Genomic DNA, 23,523 nt, shown 5'->3' with positions numbered 1-23,523 from the left:
TGTAAGCATAGCCAGTTTATTCATCTGTACCAGTTCCGGGCCTCGCGTTTACCCTCTTTTACGCTTTTGACGCTGGTTTAATGCATCGAATTAGTTTAGCATTCACTTAATTAAGTAAATACTAAACTATTATGACAGAACTCGAACAGCTTCAGGCCAGCGCCGGGCAGGCCGCCACACTCTTAAAAGCGATGAGCAACCCGCGTCGGCTGCTGATCCTCTGCACCCTGTGCGGAGCGCCCGGCACCAGCGCGGGGGAGCTTGCGCGAGCCACGGGGCTAAGTCCTTCCGCCACGTCGCAGCATCTGGCGCGCATGCGTGAGGAAGGGCTTATCGACAGCACTCGCGACGCGCAGCGCATTCTCTATTCCATTAAAAACGATGCGGTACATCAGCTTATCAGCACCCTGAAAACCCTTTATTGCCCGTAAGGAGTCGCCATGTCACTTCCTCTTCTTTCACCGCGCCAGGCGAATGCCCGCGTCGCTGAAGGCGCAAAACTGATTGATATTCGTGATGCCGATGAGTACGCCCGCGAGCATATTCCCGCCGCGCGGTCCGTGCCGCTGGATACCTTACCCGGCGCACTTAACGCGCAGGCGGGCGATACGGTGATTTTTCACTGCCAGTCCGGCGCACGGACGTCGGGGAATGCCGACCGCCTTGCTCAGGCCGCCGCGCCCGCAGAGGCATTTGTGGTCGAGGGGGGCATTCAGGGCTGGAAGCAGGCCGGACTGCCGACCGTCGAAGACAAATCCCAGCCGCTACCGCTGATGCGTCAGGTGCAAATTGCCGCCGGGCTGTTGATACTCTGCGGCGTGGTGCTGGGCTATAGCGTCTCCAGCGGCTTTTTCCTGCTCAGCGGTTTTGTCGGAGCCGGGCTGCTGTTCGCCGGTGTGACGGGCTTTTGCGGCATGGCGCGACTGCTCAAGGTGATGCCCTGGAACCGGCGTACCTCATAAGCAGTAATCGGTGAAATACGCTGTACCCGGCGTCATGCGTGGGCTAAGGTGAAGATCGCTAAAACGATGAGGAGGTAATATGTTTTCTGTCGGTGATTATGTGCAACCGCGTAAAGGCGGCCCGAAACTGAAAGTGCTCGAAGTAAACGGTGACAGCATTGTGGCGGTCCAGGCCAGCAATGAGCAAGGCGAGAAATATACGCTGAAAGCCGCCGATGTAGCGCCTTATACCGAAGAAGGCGATTTCGGCGTCTGCTGAACAGCTAGCCGGGCGGCGTGTTCCGCCCGGCTCATTCGTTAGATCAGAAAATCATCCAGTGATTTACCGTCTGCCAGCGCGCTGGCGATAGGCTTCGGCGTGCGGCCCTGGCCGGTCCACGTTTTCTCTTCGCCGTTCTGGTCAATAAAGCGATATTTTGCTTCACGCGGCTTACGCTTTTTCGCTGGCTTACCCGTCTGCGCCAGTTCAGAACCCAGCAGGTCAGTCGGTGAAATACCATCAGCTTTCATCAGCTCCAGCAGGGCATTAATTTTTTCCTGCTGCTCAGCACGCTGCTGCTCTAATTCCGTCAGCTCGCTGCGTTTCTCTTCAGTAACGACCCTGACTTTTTCCAGCATTTCCTCAAGAACGTCCAGGGATAATTCACGCGCCATGGCGCGCAGGGTTCGGATATTATTAAGATTCTGTAACGTCAAAGACATATTATTTGAAAACCTTTTCTTTGGGGGGTAAATAGATAAATCCCCGACAGAATAATTCATTTGAGTTGAAATATCTACCCAAGGGTCCGTACGGGCATCAGTGTAAATATATTTAGAACTCGCTGTTAATAATAGCGCAAGGCGCTGACAGGAGACCGGTGAATCCAATCACCACATTAATATAAATAGCCAACTTTAATCCAAACCACAGCATACTCCACCGCTATCAGATGGGGATTCCTCCTTCTCGCCACCAAAAAAAACAAGTTATTGATTTTAATATAAAAACTCTCAAACAAGACAGATTATAACGATCGGAACAAAAAACGAACAACTTTAGAGAATTTTGTGGACAAAAGGCGATTAAATAAAAATTAATCACTAGTTGTTAGTTCAAACGCAGAGATATACCCTATACACGTCAAACAAACCAACCTAAAGCACTAACCGCTGAAGGAAAATCGTTTCTTTTGTGTTCTTCTCAAGGAGTTCAGACATGTTCTCGCCGCAATCTCGCCTGCGCCACGCGGTGGCGGATACTTTCGCGATGGTTGTTTACTGTTCCGTCGTGAACATGCTGATCGAAATATTCCTCTCCGGAATGTCCTTCGAGCAGTCGCTTTCTTCTCGTCTGGTGGCGATCCCGGTCAATATTATTATTGCATGGCCTTACGGTTTATACCGCGATGCCGTAATGCGCTTCGCGCGTCGTATCAGCCCAGCAGGCTGGGTGAAAAACCTGGCGGACGTTCTGGCGTATGTGACGTTCCAGTCGCCGGTTTACGTGGCCATTCTCCTGACGGTCGGTGCAGACTGGCACCAGATCGCTGCGGCGGTCAGTTCGAATATTGTGATTTCGATGTTGATGGGAGCCGTTTACGGCTATTTCCTCGACTACTGCCGCCGCCTGTTCAAGGTCAGCCAGTACAGCCAGGCAAAAGCGTGATGTGAAGCGACTGGCGCACGCCAGTCGCGGATTTACTGTACGTCGCCAAACAGTCCCTTCAAAAATCGCTCCAGTGCCATACGCGAACTGAAACCGTGCGGAATACCATAATGCTCATGCCGTTCACCGCCTAAATAGAGCGGAAATTGCTGATAATGATCGCAGGTTTTAATATCCGAGGCAGGCTCAGCAAATGACAGACTTCTGTCTTTCAGCGTCGGGTGAATAATGAGAGCGGTACGTCCCATTCTTGCTTCGCGATTAACATAAACATAATTCTCGCCGCGGCGATATCCATACGCTTTTGACGTCACCTCATCCATGGTGAATCCCTCTTTTTCAAGAACGCGTGCCACCTCGTCAGGTCGTAAATACATATCTTTTCCTCGTTATCTTTTCCTGCCCGGCAACCTTACAGTATTCAGCAATAGCAGGGCTTTCAGAATAGTCCATAAACTGCCGGATAACGCGTGATGCACTTCAGATATTAAATTTCTGAACTAAACTGAACGGGAACACAAAATTACGGAGGATCGTATGTTTAACAGACCGAACCGAAACGATATTAATGACGACGCTCAGGATATTCGTAATGATGTCAGCCAATTAGCGGACACGCTGGAAGAGGTGCTGAAGTCCTGGGGAAGTGACGCAAAGGACGAAGCGGATGCCGCAAAGCGTAAGGCTCAGTCTCTGCTCCGTGAAACCCGCGCCCGTATGAACGGACGTTCACGCGCCACGCAGGCTGCCTGCGATATGGCAAGCTGTGCTACGACCTTCGTGCGTGAAAAACCGCTATGTACTCTGGGAACCGTCGCAGCGGTCGGCATCTTCGTCGGTGCCCTGCTCAGCCTGCGTAAATAAGCCCGCGTTCTCAGCCCCGGTAGCCTCAGGCGCCGGGGCTTTTTTATGCCCGTTAGCCTGAAAAACCCGTACAGCCTGCCCTGCCCCGCTGTGCTCATCACAGGGGCGATATTAATCTAAATTTCCCATATCTTGTATGGTTGAAACTTAAGATAACTACATCTAGTATTCCTTTTAGCAAGATACACACAACCCGACGCGATGATTCGCGCCGCACTCTCATTTTAAATGGAAATACGAATCATGAGCATTATTATTTACACTCGTAACGATTGTGTTCAGTGCCACGCGACCAAACGGGCAATGGAAAGCCGCGGCGTGGCGTTTGAAATGGTGAATGTTGATCAGGTTCCTGAGGCCGCAGATACCCTGCGCAAGCAGGGTTTTCGTCAGCTTCCGGTGGTGGTCGCCGGGGAGACAAGCTGGTCCGGCTTCCGCCCGGACATGATTAACCGCCTGAGTGCTCAGGTCACACGTGTATGAGCGGGCTGGTCTACTTCTCCAGCAGCTCGGAAAACACGCTCCGCTTTATTGAGCGCGTCGGGCTGCCTGCGGTGCGCATTCCGCTGAACGAGCGGGAGCGGATCCGGGTAGAGGAACCGTACATTCTGGTGGTGCCCAGCTATGGCGGAGGCGGCACGGCGGGAGCCGTGCCTCGCCAGGTGATCCGCTTTCTGAACGATCCTCATAACCGCGGGCTGATTCGCGGCGTGATCGCGGCGGGGAATCGCAATTTCGGCGATGCCTTCGGCCGCGCCGGGGATGTCATTTCTCAAAAATGCGGCGTACCGTATCTCTATCGTTTTGAGCTGATGGGGACACAGCAGGACGTCGAAAACGTGCGTAAAGGAGTGAACGAATTTTGGCAACGACAACCGCAGAACGGGTGATTCAGGCGACACCGGATTACCACGCATTAAACGCCATGCTTAACCTCTACGATCGGGAGGGGCGCATTCAGTTCGAGAAAGATCGTGAGGCGGTGGACGCCATTTTTGCCGCCCACGTGCGGCCCAACAGCGTGACGTTTGCGAGCCAGAATGAACGTCTCGACTATCTGGTTAACGAGGGCTACTACGACGCGCGCACGCTCACCCGCTACGATCGCGCCTTTGTGGTGACGCTGTTTGAACGCGCCCACGCCAGCGGCTTTCGCTTCCAGACGTTTCTCGGCGCGTGGAAGTATTACACCAGCTATACCCTCAAGACCTTTGACGGTAAACGCTATTTAGAGAGCTTTGAAGATCGCACCGTGATGGTGGCCCTGACGCTGGCGCAGGGTGATGAAGCGCTGGCGGAGCAGCTCACCGACGAGATCCTCTCCGGACGCTTCCAGCCCGCCACGCCGACCTTTCTCAACTGCGGCAAAGCCCAGCGCGGCGAGCTGGTTTCCTGCTTCCTGCTGCGTATCGAAGACAATATGGAGTCGATTGGCCGCGCGGTGAACTCGGCGCTGCAGCTTTCCAAACGCGGCGGCGGCGTGGCGTTTCTGCTCTCGAACCTGCGTGAAGCGGGCGCGCCGATCAAGCGCATCGAAAACCAGTCCTCCGGCGTGATCCCGGTGATGAAGATGCTGGAAGATGCCTTCTCCTATGCCAACCAGCTTGGCGCCCGTCAGGGTGCGGGCGCGGTTTACCTGCACGCGCACCACCCGGACATTCTGCGTTTTCTTGATACCAAACGCGAAAACGCCGACGAAAAAATTCGCATCAAAACCCTGTCTCTCGGCGTGGTGATCCCGGACATCACCTTTAAGCTGGCTAAGGATAATGCCGAGATGGCGCTCTTCTCGCCGTACGACATCGAGCGTATTTACGGCAAAGCGTTTGGCGACGTGGCCATCAGCGAACTTTATGACGAACTGGTGGCCGACGATCGCATTCGCAAAAAAACCATCAACGCCCGCGATTTCTTCCAGCGGCTTGCGGAGATCCAGTTTGAGTCCGGCTATCCGTACATCATGTTTGAGGATACGGTGAACCGCGCGAACCCGATTGCCGGGCGCATCAACATGAGCAACCTGTGCTCGGAGATTTTGCAGGTCAACAGCGCGTCAGCCTACGACGAGAACCTGGACTACGCGGACATCGGCAAGGATATCTCCTGCAACCTCGGGTCGCTGAATATAGCCCACATCATGGATTCCCCCGACTTTGGCCGCACGGTGGAGACCGCCATTCGCGGGCTGACGGCGGTATCGGACATGAGCCACATCCGCAGCGTGCCGTCTATTGAAGCGGGCAACGCCGCGTCGCACGCCATCGGGCTGGGGCAGATGAACCTGCACGGCTATCTGGCGCGCGAAGGCATCGCCTACGGCAGTCCGGAAGGGCTGGATTTCACCAACCTCTATTTCTACACCATTACCTGGCACGCTCTGCACACCTCGATGATGCTGGCGCGCGAGCGTAACCAGCGGTTCGCGGGCTTTGAGCAGTCCCGCTACGCCAGCGGGGAATATTTCAGCCAGTATCTGGAAGGCGACTGGCAGCCGAAAACCGAAAAAGTGCGCGAACTGTTTGCCCGCGCGGGGATTACCCTGCCGACGCGCGAGATGTGGCAGCAGCTGCGTGACGACGTGATCCGCTACGGCATTTATAACCAGAACCTGCAGGCCGTCCCGCCGACCGGATCGATTTCCTACATCAACCACGCCACGTCGAGCATTCACCCGATCGTGTCGAAAATTGAAATCCGCAAGGAAGGCAAAACCGGCCGTGTTTACTACCCAGCCCCGTTTATGACCAATGAGAACCTGGCGCTCTATCAGGATGCGTATGAGATCGGCCCGGAAAAAATCATCGATACCTACGCGGAGGCGACAAAACATGTGGATCAGGGGCTGTCGCTGACGCTGTTCTTCCCGGACACCGCCACCACGCGGGATATCAACAGAGCGCAGATCTACGCCTGGAAGAAGGGCATCAAAACGCTCTACTACATTCGCCTGCGCCAGCTTGCGCTGGAAGGCACCGAAATCGAAGGCTGCGTGTCCTGCGCGCTGTAAGGAGAAAGGATGAAACTGTCACGCGTGAGTGCCGTTAACTGGAACAAAATCCAGGACGATAAAGACCTGGAGGTGTGGAACCGCCTGACCAGCAACTTCTGGCTGCCGGAAAAGGTTCCGCTCTCCAACGATATTCCGGCCTGGCAAACGCTGAGCCACGCCGAGCAGCAGCTGACGATCCGCGTCTTTACCGGCCTGACGCTGCTGGACACCATTCAAAATACCGTCGGTGCACCGGCTCTGATGAGCGACGCGCTAACGCCGCACGAAGAGGCGGTAATGTCGAATATCAGCTTTATGGAGGCGGTGCATGCCCGCTCCTACAGCTCGATTTTCTCGACCCTGTGCCAGACCAAAGACGTGGACGCGGCCTACGCCTGGAGCGAAGAGAGCGAGTCATTACAGAGAAAGGCGGAGCTGGTTCTGGAATATTACCGCGCCGACGAGCCGCTGAAGAAAAAGATCGCCAGCGTGTTCCTGGAATCTTTCCTCTTCTATTCCGGCTTCTGGCTGCCCATGTACTGGTCGAGCCGGGGCAAACTCACCAACACCGCCGATTTGATTCGGCTCATCATTCGCGATGAAGCGGTACACGGGTATTACATTGGCTATAAGTATCAGAAAGGGCTGGAGAAAGTCAGCGAGGCGAAGCGCGAGGAGCTTAAAGGCTTTGCGCTCGATTTGCTGATGGATCTGTACGACAACGAGCTGAGCTATACCGAGGAACTCTACGCCGGTACCGGCTGGGAGGACGACGTGAAGGCCTTCCTCTGCTACAACGCCAACAAAGCGCTGATGAACCTGGGTTACGACGCGCTGTTCCCGCCGGAGATGGCGGAGGTGAACCCGGCTATTCTGGCCGCGCTGTCGCCCAATGCTGACGAAAACCACGATTTCTTCTCCGGATCGGGCTCATCGTACGTGATGGGCAAAGCGGTGGAAACCGAGGATGAAGACTGGGATTTTTAATGAACGCTAACGTTCGTTAATTTAATATAAACCCAACAATTCTCTCTCTAATATTTACAAAACAACTACACTGTAATTTCCACGTCATATTCGCCTGAATCATTCCGGTTCAGGCGAAATTTCCCGATGCAGCAGCAAAAAATTGAGAAAAATTCAAACCACCCTCAGCCCTTTATTCATGGGAAATTCAGCCGTTTCGCTTGTGTCAAAATTCTTCCCTCAGCCCGACTCAGGGTTGTCTCAGATTCTCAGTATGTTAGGGTTATGCCCGTTAACAATTTACCATGGTAATCATATCGGCATAAACAAATAACAGGACACTCTCTATTGCATGGCAATTAAATTAGAAGTGAAAAATCTTTATAAAGTATTTGGCGAGCACCCGCAGCGCGCATTCAAATATATTGAGAAAGGCCTTACGAAAGAGCAAATTCTGGAAAAAACCGGGCTATCGCTTGGCGTTAAAGACGCCAGTCTGGCCATTGAAGAAGGCGAGATTTTTGTCATCATGGGATTATCCGGTTCGGGTAAATCCACTATGGTTCGCCTTCTCAATCGCCTGATTGAACCCACCCGCGGACAGGTGCTGATTGACGGCGTGGACATCGCCAGAATATCAGACGCAGAGCTTCGCGAGGTGCGCAGAAAGAAGATCGCAATGGTGTTCCAGTCATTCGCGCTGATGCCGCACATGACGGTGCTGGATAATACCGCTTTCGGCATGGAATTAGCCGGCACGCCGGCTCAGGAACGTCAGGAAAAAGCCCTTGATGCGCTGCGTCAGGTCGGGCTGGAAAATTATGCGCATGCGTATCCGGATGAACTTTCCGGCGGTATGCGTCAGCGCGTGGGATTAGCCCGTGCATTAGCCATTAATCCAGACATATTATTAATGGATGAAGCCTTCTCCGCCCTCGATCCGTTAATTCGCACCGAGATGCAGGATGAGCTGGTAAAATTACAGGCTAAACATCAGCGCACTATTGTCTTTATTTCCCACGATCTGGATGAAGCCATGCGTATTGGCGACCGTATTGCCATTATGCAAAACGGTGAAGTGGTGCAGGTCGGCACGCCGGATGAAATTCTCAATAATCCGGCGAACGATTATGTCCGCACCTTCTTCCGCGGCGTGGATATTAGCCAGGTCTTTAGCGCCAAAGATATTGCCCGTCGAACGCCAAACGGCATTATCCGTAAAACGCCAGGCTTCGGCCCGCGCTCGGCGCTGAAGCTGCTGCAGGACGAAGACCGTGAATACGGTTATCTGGTTGAACGCGGCAATAAATTTGTTGGCATTGTCTCCATCGACTCCCTGAAAACGGCTCTCACTGAGAACCAGGGTATCGATGCGGCGTTAATTGACGCTCCGCTTGCCGTGGACGCCGAAACGCCGCTCAGCGAGTTGTTCTCTCACGTGGGCCAGGCGCCGTGCGCCGTGCCGGTCGTGGGTGAGGAACAACAGTACGTCGGCATCATCTCAAAACGGATGCTGCTGCAGGCTTTAGATCGCGAGGGGGCAAACAATGACCGATCAATCTAACCCGTGGGGCACCACTGAAGCAGCGGACAGCGCTGCGCAATCCGCCGACGCGTGGGGTTCCACGCCAGCGCCGACCGATGGCGGCGGCGCGGCAGACTGGCTGAACAGCGCACCCGCGCCTGCGCCAGAACACTTCAACATCATGGATCCGTTCCATAAAACGCTGATCCCGCTGGACAGCTGGGTCACGGAGGGGATCGACTGGGTGGTCACGCACTTCCGTCCGGTCTTCCAGGGGATCCGCGTTCCGGTGGATTACATCCTGAACGGCTTCCAGCAGCTGATGCTGGGCATGCCGGCACCGGTGGCGATTATCCTGTTCTCCCTGATCGCCTGGCAGTTCGGTAGCGCGGGGATGGGGATCGCCACGCTGATCTCGCTGATTGCCATTGGCGCGATTGGCGCGTGGTCGCAGGCGATGATCACCCTGGCGCTGGTGTTGACCGCCCTGCTCTTTTGCATTGTCATCGGCTTGCCGATGGGGATCTGGCTGGCGCGCAGCCCGCGAGCGGCGAAGATTATTCGCCCGCTGCTGGATGCGATGCAGACCACCCCGGCGTTCGTCTATCTGGTGCCTATCGTGATGCTGTTCGGTATCGGCAACGTGCCGGGCGTGGTGGTGACCATTATCTTCGCCCTGCCGCCGATTATTCGTCTGACCATTTTGGGGATTAACCAGGTGCCTGCGGACCTGATCGAAGCGTCACGCTCGTTCGGCGCCAGCCCGCGCCAGATGCTGTTTAAGGTTCAGCTTCCTCTGGCGATGCCGACCATCATGGCGGGCGTTAACCAGACGCTGATGCTGGCCCTGTCGATGGTGGTGATCGCCTCGATGATCGCCGTTGGCGGACTGGGCCAGATGGTGTTGCGCGGCATTGGCCGTCTCGACATGGGGCTGGCCACCGTCGGCGGCGTCGGCATTGTGATCCTCGCCATTATCCTTGACCGCCTGACCCAGGCCGTAGGTCGTGATTCACGCAGTCGCGGCAACAGTCGCTGGTATACCACCGGCCCTGTCGGGTTACTCACCCGCCCTTTCACGAAATCAAAATAAGGAACAACGATGCGACATAACGTACTTTTTGCCACAGCGTTTGCCACCCTTGTCTCCACCAGCGCGTTTGCGGCTGACCTGCCTGGCAAAGGCATTACCGTACAGCCGGTGCAGAGCACCATTTCGGAAGAGAGCTTCCAGACCCTGATCGTCAGCCGCGCGCTGGAGAAGCTGGGCTACACGGTTAACACGCCGAGCGAAGTGGACTACAACGTAGGCTACACGTCGATTGCCTCCGGTGACGCCACCTTTACCGCGGTGAACTGGCAGCCGCTGCACGACGACATGTATGCCGCCGCCGGTGGCGACAAGAAGTTCTATCGCGAAGGCACCTTCGTGACGGGTGCAGCGCAGGGGTATCTGATCGACAAAAAAACCGCCGATAAGTACCACATCACCAACATTGAACAGCTGAAAGATCCGAAGATCGCCAAACTGTTCGACACCAACGGTGACGGCAAGGCCGACATGATGGGCTGCTCGCCGGGCTGGGGCTGTGAAGCGGTGATTAACCACCAGAACAAAGCGTTCGATCTGGCGAAAACGGTCGACGTGAGCCACGGCAACTACTCCGCGATGATGGCCGACACCATTGCCCGCTTCAAAGAGGGTAAACCGGTGATCTACTACACCTGGACGCCGTACTGGGTGAGCGACGTGCTGAAGCCGGGCAAAGACGTGGTGTGGCTGCAGGTGCCGTTCTCCTCCCTGCCGGGCGAGCAGAAGGATATCGACACCAAACTGCCGAACGGCATGAACTACGGCTTCCCGGTGAACACCATGCATATCGTGGCCAACAAAGCCTGGGCGGAGAAAAACCCGGCGGCGGCGAAGCTGTTCTCGGTGATGAAGCTGCCGCTGGCGGACATCAATGCCCAGAACGCGATGATGCATGCGGGCAAATCGTCTGAAGTGGATGTGAAAGGCCACGTCGACGGCTGGATCAAAGCCCACCAGCAGCAGTTTGACGGCTGGGTGAAAGAGGCGCTTGAAGCGCAGAAGTAAAACATTTTCCCTCACCCCGGCCCTCTGTTAGCGTTCCCTCTCCCTGTGGGAGAGGGTTAGGGTGAGGGCACCAGACCGCACCATTCACCTAAACCGCACAATACATCACCCAACAATCCCCCAACTTTCACAATCATTAGCTATTATGGTTTCCGGAAAAATAATCACTCAACTAACGATTCCTGAAACTAATGACAAAAACAACTCAAGGGCTTAGCCCCGCACTCATCCTTTTAATGTCCGTGGCAACGGGTCTGGCGGTCGCCAGCAACTATTACGCGCAGCCTCTTCTCGACACCATCGCCCGCGCGTTCAATCTCTCCGCCAGCTCCGCAGGCTTTATCGTCACCGCAGCACAGCTAGGCTATGCCGCCGGGCTGCTGTTCCTGGTGCCGCTCGGCGATATGTTTGAACGCCGAATGCTGATCGTTTCTATGACCCTGCTGGCCGCCGGTGGGATGCTGATCACCGCCAGCAGCCAGTCGCTGACGATGATGATCGTCGGAACCGCGCTTACGGGGCTGTTCTCCGTGGTGGCGCAAATCCTGGTCCCGCTCGCCGCGACCCTCGCCTCTCCGGAAAAACGCGGCAAGGTGGTGGGCACCATCATGAGCGGCCTGCTGCTGGGGATTTTGCTGGCGCGTACCGTTGCAGGGCTGCTGGCAAGCCTCGGCGGCTGGCGCACCGTATACTGGGTGGCGAGCGTGCTGATGGTCATCATGGCGCTGGCGCTGTGGCGCGGGCTGCCAAAGGTGAAGCAGGAAAATCACCTGAACTATCCTCAGCTGCTGGCCTCCGTTTTCAGCCTGTTTACTCAGGACAAGCTTCTGCGCACCCGCGCCCTGCTGGGCTGTTTCACCTTCGCTAACTTCAGCATTCTCTGGACGTCGATGGCGTTTCTGCTGGCCGCGCCGCCGTTCAACTATTCCGAAGGGGTGATTGGCCTGTTCGGCCTGGCCGGTGCCGCAGGCGCACTGGGCGCGCGTCCCGCAGGCGGGCTGGCCGACAAGGGCAAATCCCACCTGACCACCTCCGCAGGGCTGGTTTTACTTCTGCTCTCCTGGGCGGCGATCTGGTACGGACACATCTCGGTGCTGGCGCTCATTGTCGGTATCCTGGTGCTCGATCTCACCGTTCAGGGCGTTCACATCACCAATCAGACCGTCATCTATCGCGTGAAGCCAGAGGCGCGTAACCGCCTGACGGCCGGATACATGACCAGCTACTTCATCGGCGGCGCGGCGGGTTCACTCATTTCAGCGTCGGCGTGGCAGCATGCGGGCTGGTCGGGGGTATGCGCGATCGGGGCCATCGTCGCCACCCTCAACCTGCTAGTATGGTGGCGCGGTTATCACCGTCAGGATGCAATTAACTAACATTTACATTGAGTTGGCCTCTCAGGGTGTTAAGAGGCCCTTCACTCTGTTAATGTAAACGTAATCATTTATCCCAGAAATTTTAATGTGGGTGACATATTTACAATCGGCATGAATAGTTCAGACCCCCGTCCTCACATCCTCTCTTCAGCGGGTTCACACCCAACGCTTTCTGTGCTCACCGGGTCACGGACTTACCCGGCGCTTTCTGATGGTGACATAAGTTTGGCGGATATAACCGCACAAATAATTCATTTACATTATTTGTCACTATCGTTACTATATCGGCTGTAATTAATGAGGTTATGCCCAAATGGATAGTTCGTTTACGCCCATTGAACAAATGCTTAAATTCCGCGCCAGTCGCCATGAGGACTTCCCGTATCAGGAAATCCTGCTGACCCGCCTGTGCATGCACATGCAGGGTAAGCTGCTGGAAAACCGTAATAAAATGCTGAAAGCTCAAGGGATTAACGAGACGTTGTTTATGGCGTTGATTACGCTGGAGTCTCAGGAAAATCACAGCATTCAGCCTTCCGAACTGAGCTGCGCGCTGGGCTCCTCCCGTACCAATGCGACCCGTATTGCCGATGAACTCGAAAAGCGCGGCTGGATTGAGCGCCGTGAAAGCGACAACGATCGCCGCTGCCTGCATCTGCAACTGACCGATAAAGGTCACCAGTTCCTGCGCGAGGTGCTGCCACCTCAGCACAATTGCCTGCACAAACTCTGGTCTGCCCTCAGCACCGCCGAGCGCGACCAGCTTGAGCACATCACTCGCAAGCTGCTCACCCGTCTGGACCAGATGGATGAAGACGGCGCCGTTCTTGAGGCGCTGCGCTAACGCGACGACACGCTCACCATTCCAGATTCATAAGAAAACCGACAGGCCAGCACGTCACACTGCTGGCCTTTCTGACAACAGGTCGGCTCAGCCGATGTGAAAATAAGAAGATCGTGGAGAACTACAATGAGCGCAAATGCGGAGAGCACTACCCCGCAGCAGCCGGGCAACAAGAAAGGCAAACGTAAGAGCGCCCTTCTTCTGTTGACCTTGCTCTTTATCATTATTGCCGTGGCATATGGGATCTATTGGTTTTTAGTACTGCGTCATGCTGAAGAGACTGACGACGCGTACGTGGCAGGGAACCAGGTACAAATTATGGCGCAGGTGTCGGGCAGCGTGACGAAAGTCTGGGCTGACAATACCGACTTTGTGCAAAAAGGCGATGTGTTGGTGACCCTCGATCCAACCGATGCCCAGCAGGCGTTTGAAAAAGCACAGACCGCGCTGGCCTCCAGCGTCCGTCAGACCCGCCAGCTGATGATCAACAGCAAGCAGCTGCAGGCCAACATCGACGTGCAGAAAACGGCGCTGGCGCAGGCGCAGAGCGACCTGAACCGCCGCGTACCGCTCGGCACGGCTAACCTGATTGGCCGTGAAGAGCTGCAGCACGCACGCGACGCCGTTGCCAGCGCTCAGGCACAGCTGGATGTGGCCATTCAACAGTACAACGCCAACCAGGCGATGGTGCTGGGCACCAGTCTGGAAAACCAGCCTGCCGTACAGCAGGCGGCGACCGAAGTGCGCAACGCGTGGCTTGCCCTGCAGCGTACCAAAATCGTCAGCCCGATGACCGGCTATGTCTCCCGTCGTTCCGTCCAGCCAGGGGCGCAGATTAGCCCAACCACGCCGCTGATGGCGGTCGTGCCGGCAGACAATCTGTGGGTAGACGCCAACTTTAAAGAGACGCAGCTTGCCCATATGCGTATCGGCCAGACCGCGACGGTTGTCAGCGACATCTACGGCGATGACGTGAAGTACACCGGTAAAGTGGTCGGCCTGGATATGGGGACCGGCAGCGCCTTCTCCCTGCTGCCTGCGCAAAACGCCACCGGTAACTGGATCAAAGTGGTTCAGCGTCTGCCCGTGCGTATTGAGCTGGATGCCAAACAGCTGGCGGATCACCCGCTGCGTATCGGCCTCTCTACGCTGGTGACGGTCGACACCGCCAACCGCGACGGTCAGATCCTGGCAAGCCAGGTTCGCAGCAGCCCGGCTTATGAAAGTAACGCCCGTGAAATTAGCCTCGATCCGGTCAACAAGCTGATCGATGACATCGTGAAGGCAAACGCCGGTTAATCCGAAGGTGAGCGTTATGCAACAGCAAAAGCCGCAAAAACCGCTGGAAGGCGCGCAGCTGGTCATCATGACCATCGCGCTGTCGCTGGCGACATTCATGCAGGTGCTGGACTCCACCATCGCGAACGTGGCGATCCCGACCATCGCCGGTAACCTTGGCTCGTCGCTGAGCCAGGGGACCTGGGTCATTACCTCGTTTGGGGTGGCAAACGCCATCTCCATTCCGATTACCGGCTGGCTGGCAAAACGCGTCGGTGAAGTGAAGCTGTTCCTCTGGTCGACGGTATTGTTCGTTCTTGCCTCCTGGGCGTGCGGCATGTCCAGCAGCCTGACGATGCTGATCTTCTTCCGCGTTATTCAGGGGATTGTGGCCGGGCCGCTGATTCCGCTGTCGCAGAGTTTACTGCTGAACAACTACCCGCCCGCCAAACGTTCGATTGCGCTGGCGCTGTGGTCAATGACCGTGATTGTCGCGCCGATTTGCGGACCTATCTTAGGCGGCTATATCAGCGACAACTATCACTGGGGCTGGATCTTCTTCATCAACGTACCGATTGGCGCCATCGTGGTAATGCTGACGCTCCAGTCGCTGCGCGGAAGAGAAACCCGGACGGAACAGCGGCGTATCGACGCCATTGGCCTGGCACTGCTGGTTGTCGGCATCGGTAGCCTGCAGGTCATGCTCGACCAGGGCAAAGAGCTGGACTGGTTCAACTCCCGGGAGATCATCATCCTGACGATTGTCGCGGTGGTGTCGCTGAGCTTCCTGATTGTCTGGGAGCTGACGGACGATAACCCGATAGTCGACCTGTCGCTGTTTAAGTCGCGAAACTTCACCATAGGCTGTCTGTGTATCAGCCTCGCCTACATGCTCTACTTCGGCGCGATTGTACTGCTGCCGCAGCTGCTGCAGGAAGTATACGGCTACACCGCAACCTGGGCAGGTTTAGCCTCGGCGCCGGTTGGGTTGATTCCGGTTCTGCTGTCGCCGATTATTGGCCGCTTCGCCCACAAGCTCGACATGCGCCGGCTGGTGACGTTCAGCTTTATCATGTATGCCGTGTGTTTCTACTGGCGCGCGTATACGTTCGAACCGGGAATGGACTTTGGCGCGTCCGCGTGGCCGCAGTTTATTCAGGGCTTTGCCGTGGCGTGTTTCTTTATGCCACTGACCACCATCACGCTTTCCGGTTTACCGCCTGAGCGCATGGCGGCCGCATCGAGCCTGTCGAACTTTACGCGAACGCTGGCGGGCTCGATTGGTACGTCGATCACCACCACCCTGTGGACTAACCGTGAATCGATGCACCATGCCCAGCTGACCGAAGCGGTGAATCCGTTCAACCCGAACTCTCAGCAGATGTACAACCAGCTGCAGGGAATGGGCATGACGGAGCAGCAGGCGTCAGGGTGGATTGCCCAGCAGATCACCAACCAGGGTCTGATTATCTCCGCCAACGAGATTTTCTGGATATCGGCGGGGATCTTTATCGTCCTGCTGGGGCTGGTGTGGTTTGCTAAACCGCCGTTTGGCGCCGGTAGCGGCGGCGGCGGTGCGCACTAGTCCTGTGACAGTTGCCCGGTGGCGCTGCGCTTAACGGGCCTACGAACGTAGGCCGGATAAGGCGTAGCCGCCATCCGGCAAAAAACCGCACCGTGTCCAGAACGCGATAGCCATTGTCAGTTTCGATAAAGCAGCGCGCCTGAAATCAATTCACGATAGTGAAAAGACAACAGGAGCGCATCATGCTGAACACACCCGCCGACAAGTACCAACCCTATCCGACCCTTTCCCTGCCCGACCGCCGGTGGCCGGAGCAACGCATCACCCGCGCGCCGCGCTGGCTCTCAACCGACCTGCGCGACGGCAACCAGGCGCTTGCCGAGCCGATGGACAGCACCCGCAAGCTGCAGTTCTGGGATCTGCTGCTGGGCTGCGGATTCAAAGAAATTGAGGTGGCTTTCCCATCCGCCTCGCAGACGGATTTCAACTTTGTTCGCCAGCTGATTGAAGAGAACCGCATCCCGGATGACGTCACGATTCAGGTATTAACCCAGGCGCGGGAAGATCTCATCCATCGTACTTTCGAATCCCTGCGCGGTGCGAAACAGGCCACCGTCCATCTGTATAACGCCACCGCCCCGCTGTTCCGCCGCCTGGTATTCGGCATGGAGAAAGCGCAAATCGTCGAGCTGGCGACGCGATCCACGCGGCTTATTCGTCAGCTGTGTGAAGAGAACCCGGACACCCGCTGGCAGTATGAGTATTCCCCGGAAACCTTCTGCTTTACCGAACCGGAATTTGCGCTGGAGATTTGTGAAGCCGTGGCGGAGATCTGGCAGCCGTGCGACGAACGGCCCATGGTGATCAACTTACCGGCCACCGTCGAAGTGAGCACGCCGAACGTCTATGCCGATCAGATCGAGTATTTCTGCCGCCACTTCAGCCGCCGCCGGGATGTCTGCATTAGCGTCCACCCGCATAACGACCGCGGTACCGGCGTCGCCAGCGCCGAGCTGGCCGTGATGGCGGGCGCAGACCGCGTGGAGGGCTGCCTGTTTGGCAACGGGGAGCGCACGGGAAACGTCTGCCTGGTGACGCTGGCGATGAACCTCTACAGCCAGGGCGTCAGCCCGAATCTGGACTTTAGCGATATGAACCGGGTGGTGGAAGTGGTGGAAGCCTGCAACCAGCTGCCGGTGCATCCGCGCCATCCGTGGGCGGGACGGCTGGCCTATACCGCCTTCTCCGGCTCGCACCAGGACGCGATTAAAAAAGGCTTTGATGCCCGCAGGCCTGGCGAGCGCTGGGAGATGCCCTATCTGCCCGTCGATCCGCAAGATATCGGCTGCACCTACGAAGCGGTGATCCGCGTAAACAGCCAGTCGGGGAAAAGCGGCAGCGCGTGGCTCATCGAACAGAATCATGGCCTGAAATTACCCCGCGCCCTGCAGCAGGATTTCAGCCAGCACGTGCAGCAGGAAACCGATCGCCACGGAAAAGAGATGACGCAAAATGCGCTGTGGCAGCTGTTCCGCACCCGCTACGGCCTGGTAGCCACGCCGCAGTTTGCGCTGCAATCCTACCGCAGCGACAGCCAGCAGGACGGCCAGCTGCGTTTGACGGCAAGCATCGCTACGCACGGGGGAACGCGTCAGCTGGAAGGTCAGGGTAACGGTCTGCTCTCCGCCGCCGCTCAGGGCTTAAGCCGCTGGGTCAACGCCCCGTTCGTGATTAAGGATTATCACGAGCATACGTTAGGCGAACGCAGCGACAGCCGCTCGGTGGCCTACATCCGCTGCCTGTTCCAGGACGGGAGCAGCCGCTGGGGCGTGGGCATCGACAGCGACGTGGCGCGCGCGTCGCTTCAGGCACTCTTAAACGCCGTCAGTCGTTCTTAAAGTAATCGCTGGGGGAGACGCCCATCACCCGGCGAAACATCGCCGTAAAGGCGCTGTGGCTGCCGTAACCCAGATCCAGCGCCACGCGCAATACCGGCTGGCCCTGCGCCAGCCGCACTAAGGCTTCCAGCAGGCGCGCCCTTCTCAACCACTCGCCGAAGCTTAATCCCGTCTGCTGCTGAAAATGGCGGTTCAGAGTGCGTTCGCTCATGTTCATCATGCTCGCGGCCTGCGCGCTGCTCCAGCTTTCCCCCGCGTTTTGCCGGATTTGCAGACACAGGTGGCGTAACGCCTCAGTTTCTGGCTCCGGCAGGTGAAACGGCAGCACGGGCATGGTGCGGATTTCATCGAGAATGAGTTCATAGACGCGTTCATCCCGGCTGCCGGGCGAGTACGATTCAGGTAAATCAAGAGAGACGAGGATCAGTTCGCGCAACAGCGGCGCGATCTGCACGATCTGGCAGGTGGCCGGGAGATCGGCCCGCGCCAGCGGATCGATAAACAGCGTTCGCGCCGCCACGTTGCCGGTGATGCGAAGCGAGTGGCGGGTCCCCGCCGGTAGCCAGACGCCGCGACCGGGAGGAACAACCCAACAGCCCGATGCCGTATCGACCCGTACCACGCCGCTCAGGGTGTGCAACAGCTGTGCGCAGTCGTGCTCATGCCACGGCTCGCTGTCGCCATGAACGTAATCATGGGCAAACGGAACGAGGGGACGATGGATAAAGGAGAAGGTTGCGGTTGTGGTCATGGGGTTGAACCACCCTCACCCTACCCTCTCCCTGAGGGAGAGGGAAAAGGTGCACTAGATGTGCAGTTCCTGCAGTTTTTCTTTTGGCAGGGCCAGCTCTTCGTTGCTGTTCACGCGAACATCACGCTCGATGATGTGACGCGCGATTTCCTGCGCTTCTTCCAGAGAGTGCATCTGGTAAGTACCGCACTGGTAAACGTTCAGCTCAGGGATCTGGTTCTGCTCTTTCACCTTCAGCACGTCTTCCATCGCCGCTTTCCACGCATCTGCGACGCGTTTCTCGTCAGGCACACCAATCAGACTCATGTAGAAACCGGTACGGCAGCCCATCGGAGAGATATCGATGATCTCAACGCCGTTGCCGTTCAGATGGTCACGCATGAAACCAGCGAACAGGTGCTCCAGGGTATGAATGCCTTTCTCTGGCATCACTTCTTTATTTGGCACGCAGAAACGCAGATCGAAGACGGTGATCGTGTCGCCGTGCGGGGTGTGCATGGTCTTCGCCACGCGTACTGCAGGTGCTTCCATACGGGTATGGTCGACAGTAAAGCTATCTAATAACGGCATACGTCACCTCCGATAGTGATTTTTTTTAAAATAAACTGAACTCTTCTACAGAATGCACGTCTGAGTATATGAAAGACGCGCATTTGTTATCATCATCCCTGAATTCAGAGATGTATATTTTGGCCACAGCGATGTGGCCTTTTTCTTTTCTGCTTAAGCCTGCTTCGCCAGAAACGCCTCAAACGACTCGGTATCCGCCGCTTCAACCTCTTTCTGACGCACCACGGACGCATCGCGTTCCGCGGCAAAAGCCGCTTCGCTAAGCACTTCTAACGGCTCCTGCATCAGCATCTCACGGTACTCCGCTGAGAGTGAACGCCCCGTGCCGCCAATGCCCTGATCGATCATAGAACGCAGAATACGCGCTGAGAACGTCAGTTCCGGATTATCAAAACATTCCACCAGTTGGTCGCAGATCTGTTGATACGCGTCGCCGCCGTCAATGCTGTCCATTGTGCGGGCAACACGCTTCAGATCGCGGAACAGATCTTTGCCGACTTTGGTCAGCGGGAACTGTGCCGTTTCGCAGCCGATACCCAGCGTCAGACCCGGTTTACGCCCTTCCAGAATCACGCGATTCCAGTTTGTGCGGGTACAGAGCAGTTCGTCTGAACTCATTTCCGGCGCATCCGCCAGCACGCACCAGACCATAAACAGATCCAGGAAGCGAATCTGCTGTTCATCAACACCAATCGGTGAGAACGGGTTGATATCCAGCGAGCGTACTTCAATGTATTCGATCCCGCCGCGCTGCAGCGCATCCGACGGGGTTTCACCGCTGCGCGTCACGCGTTTAGGGCGAATAGGCGCATACAGCTCGTTTTCAATCTGCAGCACATTGCTGTTGATTTGCAGGCGTTTGCCGTCTTTTTCGAGGCCGATTTTCTCGTACTCTTCCGACGGGGTTTTGATCGCCCGCTTCAATCCTGCCACATATTCGTGCAATTCGTTAAACGTAATACCGAGATTGCTTTGCGATTTATTGGTATAACCGAGATCGCTCAGGCGCAGAGAGGTGGCGTACGGGAGATAGTACATTCCGCACTCGGTCTTCTCGAACGGCAGCGTGGTCGGTTTCCCCTGCAGGAACGAAGAACAGATCGCCGGGGAGGCACCAAACAGATACGGGATCACCCAGCCGAAACGGTAATAGTTGCGGATCAGGCGGAAGTAGCCTTCAGAGATCGCGTCTTTATCCGTTTCACCGCATTTCGCCTGCCAGAACGCCATTGGCAGGGAGAAGTTGTAATGCACGCCCGAGATCGTCTGCATCAACGCGCCGTAGCGGTTTTTCAACCCTTCGCGATAGAGCGTTTTCAGCCGACCGATATTTGACGTGCCGTACTGCGCCAGCTCAATCTCCTGGCCCTGCTCGATATAGCACGGCATGCTGAGGGGCCACATACGTTCGTCGCCCATGTTGCGCGCGGTATAGCGATGGATATCGCGCATGATCGTCAGCATATGATCAATATCACCCTCTACTGGCGTGATGAACTCCAGCAGTGCCTCAGCGAAATCGGTTGTGATCCATTTATGTGTCAGCGCCGAGCCTAACGCCTTCGGGTGACCCGTCGTCGCTAAGCTACCGTCCGCGTTAACGCGCAGCGTTTCACGCTCAAGACCACGCTGAATACCCTTCAATGCCTGAGGGTGGTTTTCCAGCCAGGCCAGCGCCTGAGATACGTCCGGGATCAAATTGACCTCCCGCCTGTCAAAGTAATGTTACTCAGCATAATTGTAATGGTTGACGATTGAAGGTCGCGTATTCATTCCACCAATTAGTGCCACCACGTCATACCCTGTAGTGTTGCCCACGCCACGAGAACATAGCGCAACGCCTTGCCAAGGCATAAAAAAAAGAGCACCGGTCCCCAGGAGATGCGCATCCATCCCGCCAGTAGACACAGTAAATCGCCTATTACAGGCATCCAGCTTAATAACAGCGTGGCAGCGCCATAGCGTTTTAGCCAGCCGACTGCCTTTTCCTGCCAGCGCGATTTTTCGCGTAGCGGAAAGAAACGCCCAAGAATAACGTTAGTCAGCCCTCCAAGGCTATTACCCATTGTTGCTATTAATACAAGCAGCCAGGGCTGACTCACGCCGGACAACAGCATCGCCACCAGCACCACTTCCGAATTTCCCGGTAACAGCGTGGCGCTTAAAAAACTGCTGGCGAATAATGAAGCAAGTGACAGCGCGTCACTCACAGTAAGCGCACATCCACCGCATCCATTCCGGCATCACGCGCGGCCTGAATGCCGAAATCGGCGTCTTCAAACACGACGCATTTAGCCGCCGGGACGCCCATTAATTCTGCGCAAAGCAGGAAGGTGTCCGGTGCGGGCTTGTGATGTTTAACATGATCGGCGGCAACTACGGCAGAAAAATAGTGGCGCAGGCCAAGATGGTTGAGTAATGCCTCAGCAATCGCACTTTCGCTGCCTGTTCCGACCGACATCGGGCGACGCCCGTGCCACTCTTTTACCACATCAATCAGCGGCAGAGGACGTACGGTATCTAAAAGCATGGCTTTTACCGCATCGGTTTTTTCGCGCGCGAGCAGGTGCGGGTCGAGTTCGGCCTGATTCAGTTCAATGACGGCCTGTGCAATACGCCAGGTGGGGGATCCGTTGAGGGCAATCATCGCCTGAAGATCGAAACGCATTCCGTAGCGGCCCAGGACGTCAGTCCAGGCTTGACGATGCGTGGGTTCGGTATCCAGGAGAGTGCCGTCCATATCGAAGATCAAACCGTCATACTGTGCGTACATCGTGCTCTCGCTAAACGATTAACAAAGCATTACTTTATCGTAAATGGTGATTTTTGTCGCTGATTGAGAGTGTGATTGCTGACGGAACGTCGAAGGAATAAACAAAGAAGGAGAAGATGGTGCATCCGGGAGGATTACTCGGCTTACGCCTCACCCTGCGGGCCGTTGCTAAAGCAACGTTATCCTCCCTGGTGCTTGCGATTAACTCGCAGACCTTAAAACAACAGCATCGCTGTTATCCAGGAGAATATGGTGCATCCGGGAGGATTCGAACCTCCGACCGCTCGGTTCGTAGCCGAGTACTCTATCCAGCTGAGCTACGGATGCATCGGGATAATGCTTTTAGAAACAGTAAATGGTGCATCCGGGAGGATTCGAACCTCCGACCGCTCGGTTCGTAGCCGAGTACTCTATCCAGCTGAGCTACGGATGCATCAGGGTACTGCTTTCAGAAATAGTAAATGGTGCATCCGGGAGGATTCGAACCTCCGACCGCTCGGTTCGTAGCCGAGTACTCTATCCAGCTGAGCTACGGATGCATCGGGATTTACTACTGTACTGCTCGATATTCATATCACTTCTAAAGCAATATGAAGTAATAGATGGTGCATCCGGGAGGATTCGAACCTCCGACCGCTCGGTTCGTAGCCGAGTACTCTATCCAGCTGAGCTACGGATGCAAAATGGCGGTGAGGCGGGGATTCGAACCCCGGATGCAGCTTTTGACCGCATACTCCCTTAGCAGGGGAGCGCCTTCAGCCTCTCGGCCACCTCACCACACAACGCCTCTTTCGAGTGCTTTGAGTTACTCGTTAAGAGCTTCTCGTCGCTGCGTGGCGCATATATTACTTTCTGGGACTTATAAGTCAAACAATTTTCCAAAAGCTTTTATCGTTTGCACAAATCACACGCAATTCGCATGTAAAAGCCGCAAAGAGGGTGTTTTATAAGCGGATTTTGCAGGCATCTTCACAGAAAACCTCGGCAGAAATGGCGGCGTAAGGGCGAGTTAAGGGGAACGAAGTGGTTAAAAAGAGAGCGTTTGAAATTAAACGGTAACGTTGAGCAGGAAAAATGACAGGAGGGTTGCGTCTCGCCCGACAGCGAGACGCGACAATATCAGTAACTGGACTGCTGGGATTTTTCAGCCTGGATACGCTGGTAGATCTCTTCACGGTGGACAGATACTTCTTTAGGAGCGTTAACACCAATACGTACCTGGTTACCCTTTACCCCTAAAACTGTCACGGTGACCTCATCCCCAATCATGAGGGTCTCACCAACTCGACGAGTCAGAATCAGCATTCTTTGCTCCTTGAAAGATTAAAAGAGTCGGGTCTCTTGTATCCCGGCATTATCCATCATATAACGCCAAAAAGTAAGCGATGACAAACACGTAAAGTGTAAGCAGTCACGGCATCACATTCTGTTAAACGTAAGTTTAGCCGATATACAC

General features: G+C 55.8%; 25 protein-coding genes and 5 tRNA genes. 17 read left to right on the top strand and 13 right to left on the bottom strand.

The genetic code is table 11. From position 1 onward, the window contains the following. The first annotated feature begins 131 nt into the window (after nt 1-131). The 3 genes from ACJ69_RS22470 (at nt 132) to ACJ69_RS22460 (ending at nt 1,221) form a co-directional block, all read left to right on the top strand. Nucleotides 132-431: an ArsR/SmtB family transcription factor gene (locus ACJ69_RS22470; protein WP_029742056.1), complete on the top strand. Its 300-nt coding sequence runs from the start codon at nt 132-134 to the stop codon at nt 429-431. Between the two features lie 9 nt (nt 432-440). Continuing rightward, nucleotides 441-962, top strand: coding sequence for a rhodanese family protein (locus ACJ69_RS22465; RefSeq protein ID WP_059347771.1), 522 nt, complete (start codon nt 441-443; stop codon nt 960-962). A gap of 79 nt (nt 963-1,041) precedes the next feature. After that, entirely contained in the window at nt 1,042-1,221 is a 180-nt protein-coding gene (locus ACJ69_RS22460) for a YodC family protein (protein WP_023308920.1), read from the top strand. 38 nt (nt 1,222-1,259) lie between these two features. On the opposite strand, the gene stpA is transcribed toward ACJ69_RS22460, so the two are convergent. Beyond that, nucleotides 1,260-1,664: a DNA-binding protein StpA gene (stpA, locus tag ACJ69_RS22455; protein ID WP_032660403.1), complete on the bottom strand. Its 405-nt coding sequence runs from the start codon at nt 1,662-1,664 to the stop codon at nt 1,260-1,262. Between the two features lie 496 nt (nt 1,665-2,160). On the opposite strand from stpA, the gene alaE reads away from it, so the two are divergent. Beyond that, a complete protein-coding gene (alaE, locus tag ACJ69_RS22450; protein WP_008502567.1) occupies nt 2,161-2,610 on the top strand; it encodes an L-alanine exporter AlaE in 450 nt (149 codons plus the stop codon). A gap of 32 nt (nt 2,611-2,642) precedes the next feature. Here the strand turns inward: alaE and ACJ69_RS22445 are convergent, their stop codons facing one another. Next, complete coding sequence (locus ACJ69_RS22445; RefSeq protein ID WP_023333165.1) at nt 2,643-2,987, bottom strand: DUF2002 family protein; 345 nt, start codon at nt 2,985-2,987, stop codon at nt 2,643-2,645. Nucleotides 2,988-3,147: 160 nt separating this feature from the next. Here ACJ69_RS22445 and ACJ69_RS22440 point away from each other — a divergent pair, with 160 nt between their 5' ends. From ACJ69_RS22440 to leuA, 13 genes are all read left to right on the top strand, one after another. After that, nucleotides 3,148-3,474 (top strand): DUF883 domain-containing protein, encoded by a 327-nt coding sequence (locus ACJ69_RS22440; protein WP_023308924.1) that lies wholly within the window; start codon nt 3,148-3,150, stop codon nt 3,472-3,474. A gap of 243 nt (nt 3,475-3,717) precedes the next feature. Further along, on the top strand, nt 3,718-3,957 hold the full coding sequence (gene nrdH / locus ACJ69_RS22435) for a glutaredoxin-like protein NrdH (RefSeq protein WP_047646212.1): 240 nt from the start codon (nt 3,718-3,720) through the stop codon (nt 3,955-3,957). After that, the gene (gene nrdI, locus ACJ69_RS22430; protein ID WP_029742052.1) at nt 3,954-4,364 is read left to right on the top strand and encodes a class Ib ribonucleoside-diphosphate reductase assembly flavoprotein NrdI; all 411 of its coding nucleotides are present in this window, start codon (nt 3,954-3,956) and stop codon (nt 4,362-4,364) included. Before nrdH ends, nrdI begins: the two co-directional genes overlap by 4 nt. After that, a complete protein-coding gene (gene nrdE, locus ACJ69_RS22425; RefSeq protein WP_059347770.1) occupies nt 4,337-6,481 on the top strand; it encodes a class 1b ribonucleoside-diphosphate reductase subunit alpha in 2,145 nt (714 codons plus the stop codon). The genes nrdI and nrdE overlap by 28 nt, the downstream gene beginning before the upstream one ends. 9 nt (nt 6,482-6,490) lie before the next feature. Next, nucleotides 6,491-7,450, top strand: a complete 960-nt coding sequence (nrdF, locus tag ACJ69_RS22420) for a class 1b ribonucleoside-diphosphate reductase subunit beta (protein WP_029742050.1) — start codon at nt 6,491-6,493, stop codon at nt 7,448-7,450. A 331-nt stretch (nt 7,451-7,781) separates the two neighbouring features. After that, on the top strand, nt 7,782-8,993 hold the full coding sequence (gene proV, locus ACJ69_RS22415; protein ID WP_059347769.1) for a glycine betaine/L-proline ABC transporter ATP-binding protein ProV: 1,212 nt from the start codon (nt 7,782-7,784) through the stop codon (nt 8,991-8,993). Next, complete coding sequence (proW, locus tag ACJ69_RS22410) at nt 8,977-10,047, top strand: glycine betaine/L-proline ABC transporter permease ProW (protein WP_054830189.1); 1,071 nt, start codon at nt 8,977-8,979, stop codon at nt 10,045-10,047. Before proV ends, proW begins: the two co-directional genes overlap by 17 nt. A gap of 9 nt (nt 10,048-10,056) precedes the next feature. Next, nucleotides 10,057-11,052: a glycine betaine/L-proline ABC transporter substrate-binding protein ProX gene (gene proX, locus ACJ69_RS22405; protein ID WP_059347768.1), complete on the top strand. Its 996-nt coding sequence runs from the start codon at nt 10,057-10,059 to the stop codon at nt 11,050-11,052. A 191-nt stretch (nt 11,053-11,243) separates the two neighbouring features. Further along, a complete protein-coding gene (locus ACJ69_RS22400; RefSeq protein WP_029742048.1) occupies nt 11,244-12,428 on the top strand; it encodes an MFS transporter in 1,185 nt (394 codons plus the stop codon). 313 nt (nt 12,429-12,741) lie between these two features. Further along, on the top strand, nt 12,742-13,272 hold the full coding sequence (gene mprA / locus ACJ69_RS22395; RefSeq protein ID WP_023308933.1) for a transcriptional repressor MprA: 531 nt from the start codon (nt 12,742-12,744) through the stop codon (nt 13,270-13,272). Nucleotides 13,273-13,398: 126 nt separating this feature from the next. Then, complete coding sequence (emrA, locus tag ACJ69_RS22390; RefSeq protein ID WP_029742047.1) at nt 13,399-14,571, top strand: multidrug efflux MFS transporter periplasmic adaptor subunit EmrA; 1,173 nt, start codon at nt 13,399-13,401, stop codon at nt 14,569-14,571. A 16-nt stretch (nt 14,572-14,587) separates the two neighbouring features. Next, nucleotides 14,588-16,135, top strand: a complete 1,548-nt coding sequence (gene emrB, locus ACJ69_RS22385) for a multidrug efflux MFS transporter permease subunit EmrB (RefSeq protein ID WP_038417314.1) — start codon at nt 14,588-14,590, stop codon at nt 16,133-16,135. Nucleotides 16,136-16,317: 182 nt separating this feature from the next. Beyond that, a complete protein-coding gene (gene leuA / locus ACJ69_RS22380) occupies nt 16,318-17,973 on the top strand; it encodes a 2-isopropylmalate synthase (protein WP_059347767.1) in 1,656 nt (551 codons plus the stop codon). On the opposite strand, the gene ACJ69_RS22375 is transcribed toward leuA, so the two are convergent. The 11 genes from ACJ69_RS22375 to csrA all read right to left on the bottom strand — a co-directional run bounded on the left by ACJ69_RS22375 (nt 17,960) and on the right by csrA (nt 23,372). Then, on the bottom strand, nt 17,960-18,724 hold the full coding sequence (locus ACJ69_RS22375; RefSeq protein WP_059347766.1) for an AraC family transcriptional regulator: 765 nt from the start codon (nt 18,722-18,724) through the stop codon (nt 17,960-17,962). The genes leuA and ACJ69_RS22375 overlap by 14 nt on opposite strands. 54 nt (nt 18,725-18,778) lie before the next feature. Continuing rightward, on the bottom strand, nt 18,779-19,294 hold the full coding sequence (luxS, locus tag ACJ69_RS22370) for an S-ribosylhomocysteine lyase (protein WP_047646219.1): 516 nt from the start codon (nt 19,292-19,294) through the stop codon (nt 18,779-18,781). A gap of 153 nt (nt 19,295-19,447) precedes the next feature. After that, entirely contained in the window at nt 19,448-20,992 is a 1,545-nt protein-coding gene (gene gshA / locus ACJ69_RS22365; RefSeq protein ID WP_054830190.1) for a glutamate--cysteine ligase, read from the bottom strand. Between the two features lie 83 nt (nt 20,993-21,075). Continuing rightward, complete coding sequence (locus tag ACJ69_RS22360; protein ID WP_008499541.1) at nt 21,076-21,504, bottom strand: YqaA family protein; 429 nt, start codon at nt 21,502-21,504, stop codon at nt 21,076-21,078. Then, the gene (yqaB, locus tag ACJ69_RS22355; RefSeq protein ID WP_054830191.1) at nt 21,501-22,067 is read right to left on the bottom strand and encodes a fructose-1-phosphate/6-phosphogluconate phosphatase; all 567 of its coding nucleotides are present in this window, start codon (nt 22,065-22,067) and stop codon (nt 21,501-21,503) included. Before yqaB ends, ACJ69_RS22360 begins: the two co-directional genes overlap by 4 nt. A 250-nt stretch (nt 22,068-22,317) precedes the next feature. Further along, a tRNA-Arg gene (locus tag ACJ69_RS22350) sits at nt 22,318-22,394 on the bottom strand. Between the two features lie 29 nt (nt 22,395-22,423). Further along, nucleotides 22,424-22,500: transfer RNA gene (locus tag ACJ69_RS22345), tRNA-Arg, on the bottom strand. A 29-nt stretch (nt 22,501-22,529) separates the two neighbouring features. After that, nucleotides 22,530-22,606 (bottom strand) — tRNA-Arg (locus ACJ69_RS22340). 64 nt (nt 22,607-22,670) lie between these two features. Beyond that, a tRNA-Arg gene (locus tag ACJ69_RS22335) sits at nt 22,671-22,747 on the bottom strand. Between the two features lie 4 nt (nt 22,748-22,751). Continuing rightward, nucleotides 22,752-22,844, bottom strand: a tRNA-Ser gene (locus ACJ69_RS22330). Between the two features lie 342 nt (nt 22,845-23,186). Then, the gene (gene csrA / locus ACJ69_RS22325) at nt 23,187-23,372 is read right to left on the bottom strand and encodes a carbon storage regulator CsrA (protein ID WP_000906486.1); all 186 of its coding nucleotides are present in this window, start codon (nt 23,370-23,372) and stop codon (nt 23,187-23,189) included. Nucleotides 23,373-23,523 lie beyond the last annotated feature (151 nt).

The sequence above is a fragment of the Enterobacter asburiae genome (assembly GCF_001521715.1).
Lineage (GTDB): Bacteria > Pseudomonadota > Gammaproteobacteria > Enterobacterales > Enterobacteriaceae > Enterobacter > Enterobacter asburiae.
Note: the sequence above shows the minus strand (reverse complement) of the source record. Positions and strands in the feature narration are given on the sequence as shown.

Excerpts from the sequence above, each read along its gene's own strand:
- ACJ69_RS22470 (WP_029742056.1), top strand. The coding sequence starts at position 132 with ATGACAGAACTCGAACAGCTTCAGGCCAGCGCCGGGCAGGCCGCCACA.
- ACJ69_RS22465 (WP_059347771.1), top strand. The coding sequence starts at position 441 with ATGTCACTTCCTCTTCTTTCACCGCGCCAGGCGAATGCCCGCGTCGCT.
- ACJ69_RS22460 (WP_023308920.1), top strand. The coding sequence starts at position 1,042 with ATGTTTTCTGTCGGTGATTATGTGCAACCGCGTAAAGGCGGCCCGAAA.
- stpA (WP_032660403.1), bottom strand. The coding sequence starts at position 1,664 with ATGTCTTTGACGTTACAGAATCTTAATAATATCCGAACCCTGCGCGCC.
- alaE (WP_008502567.1), top strand. The coding sequence starts at position 2,161 with ATGTTCTCGCCGCAATCTCGCCTGCGCCACGCGGTGGCGGATACTTTC.
- ACJ69_RS22445 (WP_023333165.1), bottom strand. The coding sequence starts at position 2,987 with ATGTATTTACGACCTGACGAGGTGGCACGCGTTCTTGAAAAAGAGGGA.
- ACJ69_RS22440 (WP_023308924.1), top strand. The coding sequence starts at position 3,148 with ATGTTTAACAGACCGAACCGAAACGATATTAATGACGACGCTCAGGAT.
- nrdH (WP_047646212.1), top strand. The coding sequence starts at position 3,718 with ATGAGCATTATTATTTACACTCGTAACGATTGTGTTCAGTGCCACGCG.
- nrdI (WP_029742052.1), top strand. The coding sequence starts at position 3,954 with ATGAGCGGGCTGGTCTACTTCTCCAGCAGCTCGGAAAACACGCTCCGC.
- nrdF (WP_029742050.1), top strand. The coding sequence starts at position 6,491 with ATGAAACTGTCACGCGTGAGTGCCGTTAACTGGAACAAAATCCAGGAC.
- proV (WP_059347769.1), top strand. The coding sequence starts at position 7,782 with ATGGCAATTAAATTAGAAGTGAAAAATCTTTATAAAGTATTTGGCGAG.
- proW (WP_054830189.1), top strand. The coding sequence starts at position 8,977 with ATGACCGATCAATCTAACCCGTGGGGCACCACTGAAGCAGCGGACAGC.
- proX (WP_059347768.1), top strand. The coding sequence starts at position 10,057 with ATGCGACATAACGTACTTTTTGCCACAGCGTTTGCCACCCTTGTCTCC.
- ACJ69_RS22400 (WP_029742048.1), top strand. The coding sequence starts at position 11,244 with ATGACAAAAACAACTCAAGGGCTTAGCCCCGCACTCATCCTTTTAATG.
- mprA (WP_023308933.1), top strand. The coding sequence starts at position 12,742 with ATGGATAGTTCGTTTACGCCCATTGAACAAATGCTTAAATTCCGCGCC.
- emrA (WP_029742047.1), top strand. The coding sequence starts at position 13,399 with ATGAGCGCAAATGCGGAGAGCACTACCCCGCAGCAGCCGGGCAACAAG.
- emrB (WP_038417314.1), top strand. The coding sequence starts at position 14,588 with ATGCAACAGCAAAAGCCGCAAAAACCGCTGGAAGGCGCGCAGCTGGTC.
- leuA (WP_059347767.1), top strand. The coding sequence starts at position 16,318 with ATGCTGAACACACCCGCCGACAAGTACCAACCCTATCCGACCCTTTCC.
- ACJ69_RS22375 (WP_059347766.1), bottom strand. The coding sequence starts at position 18,724 with ATGACCACAACCGCAACCTTCTCCTTTATCCATCGTCCCCTCGTTCCG.
- luxS (WP_047646219.1), bottom strand. The coding sequence starts at position 19,294 with ATGCCGTTATTAGATAGCTTTACTGTCGACCATACCCGTATGGAAGCA.
- yqaB (WP_054830191.1), bottom strand. The coding sequence starts at position 22,067 with ATGTACGCACAGTATGACGGTTTGATCTTCGATATGGACGGCACTCTC.
- csrA (WP_000906486.1), bottom strand. The coding sequence starts at position 23,372 with ATGCTGATTCTGACTCGTCGAGTTGGTGAGACCCTCATGATTGGGGAT.